We start from the raw sequence: 13,392 nt of genomic DNA, 5'->3' as shown, positions 1-13,392 counted from the left end.
ATCAAAATGTAAATCAAATTTCATCACTCAGTAATCAAAAACCCTCCTAGCAAGGCTAGAAGGGATATATAGTATTAAAATTGGTATTTTTTTATTAATTTTTGAATCATAGGAATTTTGAAAACAAACAAAAGAATGAGTGTGTTAGTAGGGAGAGTAAAAGCATTTTTTGCAATTCGGAGTGGCATAAAAGCTTTCCAAGCTTGGCCAGACATCATTCTAACCCAAAGAGACCCCAAGCCTAAATTGACAAAAATAGTAATTAAGAGAACCGATAGGAAAATATTCTTCCAATTATGTTCTTTTCGCCATAAGAAAAGCCCATATATTAATCCACCTACACCTGCACTCAGCGTATAACCAAAAAAGAAAGTATAACCGTCAATTAATGCTGTGATGATATCAGTCAACATCGATAAGATAATTCCCCACCATGGTCCAATAATAGCACTTGAAAGAGCAGTCCCTAAAAATCCAATCCCCACGGAAGCAATCTCACCGAGTCTTAAGGATGGAATATAGCCTAATAAAATTCTGAAGGCTAGTAAAAGAGCCATTATTGTGAGTTGGAGGGTAGAAAGTTTTCCTTTTTTGCCATAGACTTTTGGATGGTTGATATTTGTGTTTTCCATAAAAAAACGCTCCTTTTCGACAAGAGCGCCACAAAAAAATGCAGCGAATGCAAAGATAGTACCGCAAGAAAAAATCTTTTCGTCTATTGGCTACATCCCATCCAATAGCACTTAACGCTCTATCTTTTACTCTGTCATGTATTGTATTAGGAATATTATAACTCATATGAAGGGGAAAGGGAAGGTAGTTGACAGAGAAGTTAAGCATTTATGGTATAATTGAGATACTATAGGAGTGATGAGATGGAAAAGATACTGGTAATTGCTAATCCAGGTTCAGGTAAGGGATTGGCAGAAGTACATGCCTTAAGCTTAAAAGATCTATTAGAGGAAAATTATCAGGCAAAGGTGGAAATAAGGCTTACTCAAACTCTAAATGATGCAAAAATTTGGGCTCAGCATTCGTTACAAGACAATTTTGATACGGTCATTTGTTTAGGCGGAGATGGAACGGTTAATGAAGTTATTTCAGGATTGATGACGCTGGAAGAACTTGAACGACCGAAATTTTCCTTTATTCCTTTGGGAACAGTGAATGATTTAGCACGTGCACTTGAATATCCATTAATAGCGAATCAAACGATTGAATGCTTTAGAAATTTGGAGGAAATGCAAGTTGATGTGGCAAAAGTTAATGACCATTATTTTATTAACGTTTTAGCTTTGGGGTCAATTCCCACAGCGGTTTTACAAACTGAATCGCAACAAAAAAATCGTTTTGGTATTTTGGCATATATAATGAACGGTTTTAAGGCCTTTTTTGAGGGGTATCCTCAAGCTTTAAGAATTACTGATGAAAATCAAACAAGCTACGACTTAGAAACCAATTTATTATTGATTGCTTTAACATCGAGTGTAGGAGGTGTAGAAAACTTATTACCAGAGGCAAAATTTGATGATGGACAAGCTTTTCTTATTGCCCTTAAAAATTCGATGGCAATTTCTAGTATTCAAACGTTAATACAAGACCAAGGCTTGCCAACTAGCTATACAAATAATGATTATATTCTGGTTTTAAGGGGTAAACAATTTACCGTTGAGGCAATTAATGTAAAAAGTAAAGATGAGCTGGTGGCTAATATTGATGGAGATCAAGGACCAAGTCTTCCTCTAAAAGTTGAAATTATACAGAAGGCTATTTCAATGTTAGTACCCAAAGAAAGCTAAGGGGCATTTTACGTCTGTATAATAGAGAAGTATGGTATAATGAATATGAGGCTTGGAGTTTTGTTTGGAATAAGAAAAGAGGGATAGCATGTCGAAAAAGCTTTCAGAAGGACAACGTTCGCTAATCGGTAAAGAATTGAGACGTGGTACAAGTAAGTCACGTATTGCATCTTTATTAGATGTTGATTATGAAACGGGTCTTAAAATGATTGAGGAAGTTAAAGAGTCAGTTCGCCCTGATATAGGGGATAAGATAACTTTCCAATTTCGTGGGAGTGATATGGCTGGTATCATAACGAAACTGCTTGCGAACAGTGCAGTAGTTGATATTTATTGGCAAGAATCAGATGCCATGATGCAGGATATTATAGAAGATAAGACCATTGTGAATTATAAGGATATTATTGATTTTATCTCTTTACCACCACAAGAAGAGGATAAAGAAATTATCTTAAATCCTCAACCTACTATTTCTAATGAAATAGATTCTCAAGATAAAAACTAATGATCATAACTATTTAGTTGAAATAGAAAATCACCCTATATACAAGAGGTATAAAGGTGATTTTTTGGTTTTATTAGGGTGTGTTGATGGTAAGTTGACTAATCTCTTCTATTGCAGTTTCTAAGTATTTTACAATAGTGGGATCAGGGTCCCCATTCTTATATTCTTCGAGATCATAATAGTGAAGAAATATTTGGAACCAATCTTGTGCATTGGGAATAGCTTTTTCAATAAAGGGGTAAAAAACCATTACCATCAGATTAAAAATTTGAATTAATTCAGTATAAAAATTAGGATTATTTTGGTCTGTATAATCTTGAATTAAATTTACAATTTCTTTATAAATAAAGTTAGAACGATATTCTTTTAATTGATTGGTATTTAGAACATAGGACTGGCTAAACCAATAAAGTGTAACTTGTTTATCAATTTTTTGGTAAAGATAATAATGTAGAATATCACTTTTAATAAAGTGTGGTACGTCAGAGTGCTTGAGTAAAGAATCTAACACAATAAAAGCAGATGGATTTGCAAAACGATAGAGATATTTGACTCTTATAGCGAGTTTATCTATCCCTAATTTTAAAATATTATCGATTAGTTTTTTAGCATCTGTTTCATCATTGATCTTATTGATGACTTGTTCGAACTCGTTAGCCTGTTTATATTCATGGATCAAGAGATCAATTTGGTCGGTAGACCATGACTGTTCTATGAAATGATCCTTTATTTGGTAGAGTTCTAATAAAGATTGACTTGAGTCTTTTAGAATTTCTAAAGATAAGGCGTAAAGAGTTGCAAGAGATTCTGTTTGAAAGCGATCAACTTGATGAGGATAATTATGATCCCATAATTTTTGCATGGCGTCTGTATCTTGAATAAGTAAGTACAAACGAGCTAATTCAGTGAAAATTTTAGGATCTGCGTCTAATGCAAAACTTTGTTCGAGCAAATGAATAGCTTCAGCGAAATTGTTGTTTTCTAACGCATTTTGTGCTTTCCGATAGTAATTTTCTGCATTATTTGGTAAATTTAGAATATCCGACATAAAGGTGGATCGACTCCTTTCAGTATAAAAGAGGTGGACTATGTTACTTATTCATATTGATGCTGCTTTTAATCCTAAAACGCAGGAAGCGGGCTTAGCCTATTATATTCAGCAAGATAGACAAGAATATCAAGAGAAAATATATCTGTCAAAACTACAAGATAATCATTTAGCCGAATTTTGTTGTTTATTTTATGGCCTAAAATGGGTTCAACAGCACGAAATCAATATTGACGAAATGATCCTTATTAAGACTGATAGTAAAATTGTCGCTCAGTCGGTGGAAAAGGGATATGTTAAATCAGAACAATACAAGCGTCAATTAGATGAGATATTGTATTTAATTGCGCAGTATAAATTACTGTTTGTGAATTGGGTGCCGGAAAAAGACAATCGCATTGCAGATCATTTAGCCAAGCAGGCTCTTCACCGACAAGGAAAAGTTCGTGTATTATAATTATTTTTCTGTCGCCCAAAATTGATAATAGTTGACTTTTAAAGCTCCATTATAAAGTTTGCGTTTTTTAGTTGCTTTTTCTCCGTAGTAAATTTCAAAATTTTCATCGCTAGTAAGTATATATTTGCTCCAAGTTGGCATCTCTCGATAAATATTTCCCATCTCTTGGTAAATCTTATGAACCTCATCTTCATTCAACAGCCGGTCTCCGTATGGAGGATTGGAAATTAGGATCCCGTATTTTTTCTTTGGAACAAAATCAGAAAGTTGCATTTGTTTAAAAGCGATACTATTAGCGACACCAGCTGCTTCGGCATTTCTTTTGGCTATTTCGATCATACGAGCATCAATATCGGTACCATAAAGTTCTAAATCTACATCATGTTGAATAGTAGCTTCAGCTGCTTGTCTCTCAATTTTCCACACTTCTGGATGGAAATATTGCCATTCTTCTGCTGCAAATTTTCTTTTAAGACCTGGGGCGATATTATGGCCCATTAAAGCAGCTTCAATAAGAATAGTTCCAGATCCGCAGGTAGGGTCATAAAGAGGTCGATCAGGGTACCAAGTGGTAAGCATCACAAGAGCTGCAGCCATGTTTTCTTTGAGAGGGGCGCCCCCTTTTTCGGTACGATAGCCTCGCTTAAAAAGAGAAGTTCCACTGGTATCAAGTGTAATCATCGCGTGATCTTTTAATAAAGAAATTTCGATAGGATATTTTGCACCTGTTTCAGGTAAAGGTTGTTTACGAGCATAATAGTCCATTAAACGCTTTGCGATAGCTTTTTTAACGATTCGTTGACAGTTAGGAACTGAATAAAGTTTTGATTTAATTGATTTTCCGGATACTGGAAATTCTGCATCAAGAGGAAGGAGATTCTCCCAAGGTATACTATATGTTTGATCGAATAGTTGCTCAAACGATAAAGCTTTGAATTCTCCAGCAATGAGTTTAATACGATCCGCTGTACGAAGCCATAAATTTGTTTTAGCGATGTCTATGGCGTTTCCTTCGAAACGCACACGTCCATTTTCTGTTTGGGTTTGGTAGCCTAAATCTTTTAATTCACGATTGACTAAAGATTCTATTCCAGCAGCAGCTGTAGCAAGTAGGGGATATTTTTTCATATACAATCCTTTCTATAAAAAAACACGTTTCTGTTAGGCAAATGATTGCTCATAGAAACGTGTTTATTTATATTAAGCAGTCATTCAGCGTAAATACCTATGGGTAGTAAATTTCGATAAGCCATGTTCTGTCCTTGATAAAATGATAGGTACGTTTTATCAAGGGGTAATCATCTATCTACAAGTGATCTTGTCTCTTTGTCTGTTAATTGTTTCTTTCAACAATTCATTCCTTCTAAAGAGTGCCCCTACCAAATTTGGGTTGCTCGCTCGAGGGGTTTACCGCGTTCCACCTTTATGTTTCCATAAAGTATCGTCACTGTGGCACGTTACAGAATACTTATTCATAGTCATTTAAAGACCTTAGAAATTTCTTCCGCCGTTAGCCCGAAGGCTACCTTAGCTTATTGTTTCGCTAAGCACGAACACTACAAGCATTGCAGCTTGTGCGAGCATGGACTTTCCTCAGTCAAATAATTGACCGCGATTACCTGAAATTCACTATGTTGCTCAATGTTTGCTATTATTAATTTTCTTCGATGTTGGCATCAGCATTTGAGATTTTTGCCCCAAATACGTGTTTTTCTAGATTAGATAAACGTTTGAGAATATCAAAGTTTGTTACACCAGATCCTGGTGATGATGGAACATTTTTCTTGGCTAATGCTAATTGTTTAGTTAATTCATCTACTTTAGATATCAAGCGTTCATTTTCGTTTTTAAGAAAGACAACATCTTTTTGGTACGAATCATAATCACGAATAATGCTATCGAGATATTCATCGACTTCAGCGGCATTATAGCCACGCATAGATCGAGAAAATTCTTTCTGTAAGATATCTTTTGCGGTTAAGTTTTTCTCTGCCATGAAGTTCACCTCGTTTGCTAAAATATTTTTCAAATTGAAAATTTGAAACACCAGAAGGTATTGTATACTTTTTGGAAGAAAATTTCAAAGAAAAATTTATCTTTTTTAGATAATCTAAGATCTATTATGACATTACCGTAAAGAAATAGCTAGTATATTCATTGACTTTTTTGAGGCTTTTCATTGAAATAACATACTGACTCGGTCATAATATTAATGAAAAGTGGGGTGTGATATGAAGGTTGAAAATTTATATAAAATCTGCATCAAATTGATGGAAGAACATCACTTTCAATGTGAGTGGCAAGTGACTTATGAAGAAGAAAAAGAAGAGCTAGTGATTAGCCTCCAATTTAATTTGCCTAATTCTAATAATCAAAAATTGGTAGATTATGAAGGGGTTAAAACAGATCATTCACAGGTGATTTATCAAGCCAATGTCTTAATAACTAATTATCCCATTACTTATGCAGAAGACCAATATTTTTTATGTTATGTATTTGATCAACAAAAAGGAATTTATTATGGGGATTTAGAGGCGTTGGTTAAACAATTAAAATTGATTGCCTCTTCTTGTTTGATGGAATGGGAAAAGTTTCTAAATGATGATCAGAGATTAACGTTTGCTTTAACTTGGGATTGGCAAGCTTACTATAAACAAGTAGATAAGCTAAAGGAACATGGAAGGTTTAGTCGCTTACCACTAAATTTTATCTCTCCAGTAAGAAATAGTTTGATGCAGGAGGGGATTATTAAATGACTCATTGGCAAAGTGTGAAGATATCTTTTGCTAATAAAGATGCAACTTTTATAGAGTATGTCACTCACTTATTATTTGAATTAGGTGCTCAAGGAACAGAAGTTAAATATGCACCCGGATATTTAGAAAGTCATCCTAATTTATTTGGAGAAATTCCAGAAGAATTACCTGTATCTTATTTAGAACACATGACAGAAGTATACGGCTATTTTGAAGATGAAATTGATATTATTGATCTGATCAATAGATTAGAAAGTGACATTGAGGGAGAAAAAAAGATTGATTTTCAAACGGTAAAGATAGAAAATTGGCAAGAAAACTGGATGGAATATTATAAAGTTCAGCACATCACTCGATTTATTAAAATTGTTCCAATTTGGGAAGATTATCAGGCGTTAAATTTAGATGAAAAGATTATCTTTTTAGATCCAGGAATTGCTTTTGGAACAGGAGACCATCCAACTACACAATTGGGAGCTCAAGCTTTAGAGACTGTCATGCGAGGAAATGAAACGGTGATAGATCTTGGAACAGGATCTGGAGTTCTGTCTTTTATTGCTTATTGTTTAGGAGCTCGTAAAGTATGGGGATATGATCTGGATCCTCAAGCAGTCGAAGCAGCAAAAAATAATTTAACATTTCAGCCTAAGATTAATGAGTTGATTAAAGAAGGGCGTGAAGTTCCAGTTGAATTTGCTGTTAATGATTTACTACAAGGGATCAATATTAATGTAGATATTATTATTGCCAATATACTTCCTCATATTTTGGTTGAGATGTTTGATGATGCATATCGCTTACTCAATGACTCAGGTTACTTGGTTTTAGGAGGAATTCTAAAGGAGAAACAAGAAGAGATTCTTTCTGCTTTAGATTCTCAGAAGTGGGAAGTCATTCAAATCAATCAACTGAGAAATTGGATAGGTATTATTCTTAAGAAGAAGGGGAAATAATGCAACAGTATTTTATTCAAAAGAAAAACTCTGATTTAGTGGTGGGAGAGTACGTTAAGCTAAGTCATGAGGATAGCCATCATCTTCTTAATGTAATGAGAGGACAAAATGGGCAAACGGTTCAAATAGTCTGTAATGGCCAACATTTTTTAGCGAATTTAGTTGATACAGTAGAAGGTTATGCTGTGTTAAAAGTCTTTGAGAAATCTTCATATGACGCTAACCAAATAGAATTACCTGTACAAGTTACCATTGCTTGTGGCCTGTCCAAAAATGAAAAAATAGAAATGATTGTACAAAAGGCTACTGAATGTGGAATGGCTTATTTTCAGCCTTTATCTTTAACTCGGGATGTAGTTAAGTGGGATTCAAAAAAAGCACAACAGAAACAAAATCGATTGCAGAAAATAGCGCACTCTGCAGCTGAACAGAGTAAAAGAGCCCTTGTTCCAGAGATACTTTCTATTAAAACTTTAAAAGAATTACTGGACTCTAGTCTCAAGTATCAACACAAATGGTTGGCTTATGAAGAGATAGCCAAACAAGGGAACCATCATTATTTTGCTAATCTTCTATCCCAAACGGAAATGGGTGAAGAAATTTTATTTGTCTTTGGCTCAGAAGGTGGATTGAGTGAAAAGGAAGTAGCTGCATTTAAGGCAGCAGGTTTCAAATTATGTAGTTTGGGTCCGCGAATTCTGAGAGCAGAAACGGCTCCAATCTATGCCTTAAGTGCAATCTCATATGCATTAGAAATTAATTTTCAGGAGGAAAATCATGGAACTAAATAAATTTATTGATCATACTCAATTAAAAGCAGAGGCAGGAAGAGAAGCGATCGAAAAGTTGTGCAGTGAAGCAAAACAATACCATTTTATGTCTGTGTGTATTAATCCAACATGGATAGAATTAGCGAAGCAGTCTTTAGAGGATTCAGAAGTAAAAGTATGCACAGTGATAGGATTCCCTTTAGGAGCAAGTACGAGTACAATCAAAATTGCTGAAGCCAAAGATGCAGTAGCTAAGGGTGCTGATGAGGTTGATATGGTGATGAATATTGGTGCTGCGAAGGATGGTGATTGGCAAAAAGTAGAACAAGAAATCAGAGAAATTGTAAATGCTGTTCCTGAAATGATAATTGTAAAAGTGATCATTGAAACAGCCCTACTTACAAGGGAAGAGATAGTCAAGGCTTGTAAATGTGCTGCTAATGCGAAAGCTGATTTTGTGAAAACATCTACTGGTTTTTCGCATGAAGGAGCTCGAGTGGAAGACGTAAAATTGATGAGGGAAACAGTAGGACCTCATATGGGCGTGAAGGCTTCTGGAGGAGTAAGTAATCGAAAAGAAGCGATTGAGATGATTGAAGCTGGGGCAACTAGAATTGGTGCTTCAAAAGGAATAAAAATAGTCAGTGAAGAATAATAAATAAGCTCAATGGCTAAGGTCATTGAGTACTTTTTTATAGTAGATAAGTTGAAGACTAATATTGTTATTCTGATAAGCTTTAAGTTATAATAAGAAGAAAATGTAGAGGGGTGAGTTGATGGGAAGGAACGAGGTATTTACCGGTAACGACGTTATCGACTTGTGTGCAGAATATATGAATGAGCGAAATCTTGCTTTTGTCAGTAAAGCTTTAGATTTTGCGACTAAAGCCCATGAGGGGCAGATGAGATTATCCGGAGATGCCTATATTAACCACCCAATTCAAGTTGCTGGAATCTTAGCTAAGATCAAATTAGATCCTGATACAGTTGCCACAGGTTTTCTTCATGATGTTGTAGAAGATACTGACTATAGTTTAGCAGATATAGAAGAAGAGTTTTCTGAATCGGTCGCTTTTTTAGTAGATGGTGTTACTAAGCTAGGAAAATTTAAATTTCAAAGTAAGGCTGAACAATTAGCAGAGAATCATCGCAAAATGCTTTTGGCAATGGCAAAAGATATTCGTGTGGTGATGGTGAAGTTAGCTGACAGACTTCACAACATGCGAACGCTAAAGTATCAAAAACCCCAGAAGCAAATTGAAAAATCACAAGAAGCTTTGGAAATTTATGCTCCTCTAGCTGAAAGAATTGGTATGAGTGTTATTAAATGGGAGCTGGAAGATATTTCACTCCGTTATATTAAACCAGATGCTTATTATGATATTGTCAACCAGATGGATGCTAAACGGACAGAACGAGAAGAATATATTCAAGTTGTAATTGAGGAGATAAATCATTCGATTTCTGAATTGGATATGGAAGCAGAAGTTTATGGTCGACCTAAACATATTTATTCAATTTATCGGAAGATGATGGATCAGAATAAAGCTTTTGATGATATTTATGACCTTTTAGCTGTTCGGGTTCTAGTGGATTCTATTAAAGATTGTTATGGTGTATTAGGAGTGATACATACTAAATGGAAGCCAATGCCTGGTCGATTTAAAGATTATATCGCCATGCCTAAAGCAAATATGTATCAATCTATTCATACAACTGTGATTGGACCTCAAGGAAAACCTGTAGAAGTACAAATTAGAACTTTTCATATGCATGAGGTAGCAGAATATGGTTTAGCAGCTCATTGGGCTTATAAAGAAGGCAGAACTATTGAGCAACAACCTGAAGATAATATTCAAAAACAACTTAAATGGTTTAGAGATATTGTTGAATATCAAGATGATGCAGATGATGCAAGTGAATTTATGGAATTTATCAAAGAAGATGTTTTTAAAGATCAAGTTTTTATTTTCACACCAAAAGGAGATGTTTTTGAATTACCAGCGGGATCTGGACCGATTGATTTCGCCTTTCACATTCATACTGAAATAGGGAACAAGACAATTGGTGCAAAAGTTAATGGAAATATTGTTCCTTTGAATTATCGTTTAAAAAATGGGGATATTGTTGAAATACTAACCAATTCTAATTCGAATGGGCCTAGTCGAGATTGGCTAAAATATACGAAGACTTCGAAAGCTCGTAATCGGATTAAGCGATATTTTAAACTACAAGAGCGAGAGAGAAATAGTGAACTAGGCCAACAAATGCTTGAAAAATCATTAAAAGAGCAAGGCACTAGTATTAAATCTTTAATAAAGAAACACCAAGAGAAAGAATTGTTAGAACGTTTTAATTTTAATGCCATGACAGACTTATATGCAGCGATTGGATTTGGGGAACTTTCTGTTTATAATATATTGAATTATCTAGGAATTCGTGAAGATAAAGACCAGGAAGAAAGTACTCAGAATGTTGTTTCTAAATCGACAGATGAAAAACAACAAAGTCGGACTGTGCATGAGAGCGGGGTAGTCGTTGAAGGTGTCGATAATCTAATGATTCGTTTGAGTCGTTGCTGTAGTCCAGTGCCTGGAGATGAAATTGTAGGTTATATTACTCGTGGAAGAGGTATTTCAGTCCATCGTGCAGATTGCTCAAATTTAAAGAGTGAATCAGATTTAAAAAATCGTACGATCCACGTAGGTTGGGAAGAACATAAACAATTCTATGATGAATATGAGACAGAATTACAAATTATCGGCTTTGATCGTTCCGGATTGATCAACGATATTCTTCATGTTGTCAATCATACGGTTAAAAATTTGAAAAATGTTAACGGTCGTATTGATCAGGATAGTCAGGCAACTGTTACTTTAAAAGTTGCAATTTCTAATACAAAACAATTAAATGATTTAATGATCAAGTTAAAAAATATTCCTGATGTTTATGAGGTGAATCGAATTTCTAATTAAGGAGAGAGTATGAGAGTTATTATTCAGAAAGTAAAGGAAGCTAAGGTAACAATTGAAGGAGAAGTAGTAGGTGAAATAAAAAAAGGTTATGTGCTTTTGGTAGGATTTACTCATGGAGATGATCATGAAGAGTGTGATTACTGTGCACGGAAGATTGCGAAAATGCGTCTTTTTGAAGATGAAGATGGAAAGATGAATCTCTCTCTGGATCAAATTAATGGGCAAATATTATCTGTCAGTCAATTCACACTTTATGCTGTAACGAAGAAGGGAAATCGTCCTGGTTTTACAGAAGCTTGTGATCCCGAAATAGCAAATGAACTATACGAGTATTTCAATGATCAATTGCGATCGTATGGTTATGAAGTCCAAATAGGTAACTTTGGTAGCCATATGAATGTTTCCCTCCAAAACGATGGTCCTGTCACGATCATTTTGGATAGCATAGCCAATCGGCAATAAAAAAGAAAGGAGCGTACTCCTTTCTTTTTTTATTGAACTAAATTAATTTGATCGAAATAATTGACTAAACCGTTGGCGATACCATCAGCTAGCTCTTGCTGGTACTCAGAAGTTTGCATTAAAGACAAGTCTTCTTGATTGGTGATGTAGCCGAGTTCCAATAACAGTGAAGGAAGATTATTTTCTCTGATAACTTGATAGTTTCCAAATTGTACCCCTTGATTTGGGTGGTCTAACTCTGCTAAACCACTGTTTAAGGCATAAGCAAATTTGTCATCATCTGGGTGATAATAGTAGGTTGTAATCCCTCTAAAGCTAGTATCATAAGATGAATCAAAGTGAATTGAAATAAATAGATCCGCTTTTGATTCATTGCTAATGGCAACTCTTTCAGCAAGATCAACAAAGACATCCTCTGAACGAATCATTATAACTTTAGCGCCTAGCGCTTCTAAGGTATTTTTGAGTGTCATGGCAGTGGGTAAGACATAATTTTTTTCGTAATGTTTTTGGTCGAGAGAAATTGTTCCAGGGTCTTCTCCACCATGACCAGGGTCTAAAACAATAGTGGCGTTAGCTAAATTACGATTAATAGGTTCGCTTCGATGATCAATAGAATAAACGGGTTCTGAAATCGCAAGTTGATTGATATAGCCTCTAACACCATATAAATCTTCTACAAGATAAAAGTCTATTCCTTCATCGTTAGACACAGAATCGATAATAGTAAATTCTTGCTGATATTCTGTGGCATAGACAACAGCAGAATCAATACTTGCTTCTTCATATAGAAATTCATTATCTTTTCGCATGATTGCAATATTAGATAATTCTTCTACTTGTTTTTGATGAGCTTCTTCAGATAATTTTTTTTCTTTTTCTTGTGAAAGTTTGGTTTCCACGTCTGGTGTCGAGCGGATCGTAATATCTTCTGTTTTTACGAAGACAGGCTCTCCTTCGTATGTAATCTGACTCCAACCTTGTCCTTCGTAGTTAATAGGAATATAGCTCTGTGAAGGGATTGTTGTAATCGGGTCGGCTTTGTCGTCTGCTTCTTGATAGACAGGGGTTTGTTTAGTAAATTCAGCCGTAATCGCATTATCTGATTGAAGATGAGTATCTTTCAGTAACCATTCTGGAATCCAGCCTTCAAGAGAGCCATCGTATCTAACTTTAATCCAGTTATTTGAGTGGGCTAATTGAGAAACCTTACTTCCCTCAGGTATAGTTGACAAGCCTTCAGAATTAGTAGCAGCTCTTGATCTTACAACAACTCCAGGGCGTTCGATGATCAGGTAGTGGAAATTAGTTAAATAATAAAAACCAATACATGTAATCAGTAGTGTCATAACAAAGAATAATGGAGGAAGTGTTCGACGATTGAAGATTTTGTGATAGGGGGTTTGAACTGATCTTTGCACGCTGATACTCCTTCCAATAACATTCGATTAAATTAATTATAATCAAATTTATTCATTATAATCAAATCATCTTGATCTTGTTACCTAATAGTAATATTGGTGATACTACATTTTAACATTAATTTTTCTGATTTTCCTCTTATAAGATTTGTCTTGACTTTCTATTAAAGATTAAGTAATCTGAAACCAATATAGAGGAATTCTATGAAATAGCCAAGTAATTAAATTAAGCAACAGAGAGTAATG

The 13,392-nt window shown here is 34.9% G+C and carries 14 protein-coding genes, 1 other RNA gene, 1 riboswitch and 1 other annotated feature (1 of these 17 cut by a window edge); of the genes, 9 read left to right on the top strand and 6 right to left on the bottom strand.

The genetic code is table 11. The features are described from left to right. Positions 1–74: 74 nt before the first annotated feature. A complete protein-coding gene (locus HZY91_RS03465; RefSeq protein WP_197114847.1) occupies positions 75–632 on the bottom strand; it encodes a folate family ECF transporter S component in 558 nt (185 codons plus the stop codon). 39 nt (positions 633–671) lie between these two features. Then, a riboswitch (THF riboswitch) is annotated at positions 672–768 on the bottom strand. 107 nt (positions 769–875) lie between these two features. On the opposite strand from HZY91_RS03465, the gene HZY91_RS03460 reads away from it, so the two are divergent. Together HZY91_RS03460 and HZY91_RS03455 are read left to right on the top strand one after the other, a co-directional pair. Continuing rightward, positions 876–1,799, top strand: coding sequence for a diacylglycerol/lipid kinase family protein (locus HZY91_RS03460; RefSeq protein WP_197114845.1), 924 nt, complete (start codon positions 876–878; stop codon positions 1,797–1,799). Positions 1,800–1,887: 88 nt separating this feature from the next. Continuing rightward, positions 1,888–2,304, top strand: coding sequence for a DUF2187 family protein (locus HZY91_RS03455; protein WP_197114843.1), 417 nt, complete (start codon positions 1,888–1,890; stop codon positions 2,302–2,304). 73 nt (positions 2,305–2,377) lie between these two features. Here the strand turns inward: HZY91_RS03455 and HZY91_RS03450 are convergent, their stop codons facing one another. Next, positions 2,378–3,352, bottom strand: a complete 975-nt coding sequence (locus HZY91_RS03450; protein ID WP_197114841.1) for a tetratricopeptide repeat protein — start codon at positions 3,350–3,352, stop codon at positions 2,378–2,380. A gap of 40 nt (positions 3,353–3,392) precedes the next feature. On the opposite strand from HZY91_RS03450, the gene HZY91_RS03445 reads away from it, so the two are divergent. Continuing rightward, positions 3,393–3,809 (top strand): ribonuclease HI family protein, encoded by a 417-nt coding sequence (locus tag HZY91_RS03445; protein WP_197114839.1) that lies wholly within the window; start codon positions 3,393–3,395, stop codon positions 3,807–3,809. Here the strand turns inward: HZY91_RS03445 and HZY91_RS03440 are convergent, their stop codons facing one another. The 3 genes from HZY91_RS03440 to gpsB all read right to left on the bottom strand — a co-directional run bounded on the left by HZY91_RS03440 (position 3,810) and on the right by gpsB (position 5,805). Beyond that, the gene (locus HZY91_RS03440) at positions 3,810–4,937 is read right to left on the bottom strand and encodes a THUMP domain-containing class I SAM-dependent RNA methyltransferase (RefSeq protein ID WP_197114837.1); all 1,128 of its coding nucleotides are present in this window, start codon (positions 4,935–4,937) and stop codon (positions 3,810–3,812) included. It lies immediately after the preceding gene. Positions 4,938–5,049: 112 nt separating this feature from the next. Continuing rightward, an RNA gene (rnpB, locus tag HZY91_RS03435) (RNase P RNA component class B) lies at positions 5,050–5,436 on the bottom strand. A 27-nt stretch (positions 5,437–5,463) separates the two neighbouring features. After that, positions 5,464–5,805: a cell division regulator GpsB gene (gpsB, locus tag HZY91_RS03430; protein WP_197114835.1), complete on the bottom strand. Its 342-nt coding sequence runs from the start codon at positions 5,803–5,805 to the stop codon at positions 5,464–5,466. Between the two features lie 235 nt (positions 5,806–6,040). Here gpsB and HZY91_RS03425 point away from each other — a divergent pair, with 235 nt between their 5' ends. From HZY91_RS03425 to dtd, 6 genes are all read left to right on the top strand, one after another. Next, entirely contained in the window at positions 6,041–6,565 is a 525-nt protein-coding gene (locus HZY91_RS03425; RefSeq protein WP_197114826.1) for a DUF3013 family protein, read from the top strand. Continuing rightward, positions 6,562–7,518, top strand: coding sequence for a 50S ribosomal protein L11 methyltransferase (gene prmA / locus HZY91_RS03420; protein WP_197114824.1), 957 nt, complete (start codon positions 6,562–6,564; stop codon positions 7,516–7,518). Before HZY91_RS03425 ends, prmA begins: the two co-directional genes overlap by 4 nt. Then, on the top strand, positions 7,518–8,309 hold the full coding sequence (locus tag HZY91_RS03415) for a 16S rRNA (uracil(1498)-N(3))-methyltransferase (protein ID WP_197114823.1): 792 nt from the start codon (positions 7,518–7,520) through the stop codon (positions 8,307–8,309). The genes prmA and HZY91_RS03415 overlap by 1 nt, the downstream gene beginning before the upstream one ends. Next, the gene (gene deoC / locus HZY91_RS03410) at positions 8,296–8,943 is read left to right on the top strand and encodes a deoxyribose-phosphate aldolase (RefSeq protein ID WP_197114822.1); all 648 of its coding nucleotides are present in this window, start codon (positions 8,296–8,298) and stop codon (positions 8,941–8,943) included. Before HZY91_RS03415 ends, deoC begins: the two co-directional genes overlap by 14 nt. A 121-nt stretch (positions 8,944–9,064) precedes the next feature. Beyond that, on the top strand, positions 9,065–11,263 hold the full coding sequence (locus tag HZY91_RS03405; RefSeq protein ID WP_197114821.1) for a RelA/SpoT family protein: 2,199 nt from the start codon (positions 9,065–9,067) through the stop codon (positions 11,261–11,263). Positions 11,264–11,272: 9 nt separating this feature from the next. Continuing rightward, complete coding sequence (gene dtd, locus HZY91_RS03400) at positions 11,273–11,725, top strand: D-aminoacyl-tRNA deacylase (protein ID WP_197114820.1); 453 nt, start codon at positions 11,273–11,275, stop codon at positions 11,723–11,725. A gap of 29 nt (positions 11,726–11,754) precedes the next feature. Here dtd and HZY91_RS03395 read toward each other — a convergent pair whose 3' ends face one another. After that, on the bottom strand, positions 11,755–13,146 hold the full coding sequence (locus HZY91_RS03395) for an N-acetylmuramoyl-L-alanine amidase (protein WP_197114819.1): 1,392 nt from the start codon (positions 13,144–13,146) through the stop codon (positions 11,755–11,757). A gap of 195 nt (positions 13,147–13,341) precedes the next feature. After that, positions 13,342–13,392 (top strand) — a binding site (T-box leader); it runs 138 nt beyond the window's last position.

Origin of the sequence: Facklamia lactis (assembly GCF_015863205.1) — a bacterium.
In the GTDB taxonomy this organism is placed as follows: Bacteria; Bacillota; Bacilli; order Lactobacillales; family Aerococcaceae; genus Facklamia; species Facklamia lactis.
This window is presented reverse-complemented; position numbering and strand designations above follow the sequence as displayed.

Bases quoted from the DNA above. Each gene is read 5' to 3' on its own strand.
- HZY91_RS03465 (WP_197114847.1), bottom strand. From the start codon at position 632: ATGGAAAACACAAATATCAACCATCCAAAAGTCTATGGCAAAAAAGGA.
- HZY91_RS03425 (WP_197114826.1), top strand. From the start codon at position 6,041: ATGAAGGTTGAAAATTTATATAAAATCTGCATCAAATTGATGGAAGAA.
- gpsB (WP_197114835.1), bottom strand. From the start codon at position 5,805: ATGGCAGAGAAAAACTTAACCGCAAAAGATATCTTACAGAAAGAATTT.
- HZY91_RS03440 (WP_197114837.1), bottom strand. From the start codon at position 4,937: ATGAAAAAATATCCCCTACTTGCTACAGCTGCTGCTGGAATAGAATCT.
- deoC (WP_197114822.1), top strand. From the start codon at position 8,296: ATGGAACTAAATAAATTTATTGATCATACTCAATTAAAAGCAGAGGCA.
- prmA (WP_197114824.1), top strand. From the start codon at position 6,562: ATGACTCATTGGCAAAGTGTGAAGATATCTTTTGCTAATAAAGATGCA.
- HZY91_RS03450 (WP_197114841.1), bottom strand. From the start codon at position 3,352: ATGTCGGATATTCTAAATTTACCAAATAATGCAGAAAATTACTATCGG.
- HZY91_RS03415 (WP_197114823.1), top strand. From the start codon at position 7,518: ATGCAACAGTATTTTATTCAAAAGAAAAACTCTGATTTAGTGGTGGGA.
- HZY91_RS03455 (WP_197114843.1), top strand. From the start codon at position 1,888: ATGTCGAAAAAGCTTTCAGAAGGACAACGTTCGCTAATCGGTAAAGAA.
- HZY91_RS03460 (WP_197114845.1), top strand. From the start codon at position 876: ATGGAAAAGATACTGGTAATTGCTAATCCAGGTTCAGGTAAGGGATTG.
- dtd (WP_197114820.1), top strand. From the start codon at position 11,273: ATGAGAGTTATTATTCAGAAAGTAAAGGAAGCTAAGGTAACAATTGAA.
- HZY91_RS03445 (WP_197114839.1), top strand. From the start codon at position 3,393: ATGTTACTTATTCATATTGATGCTGCTTTTAATCCTAAAACGCAGGAA.
- HZY91_RS03405 (WP_197114821.1), top strand. From the start codon at position 9,065: ATGGGAAGGAACGAGGTATTTACCGGTAACGACGTTATCGACTTGTGT.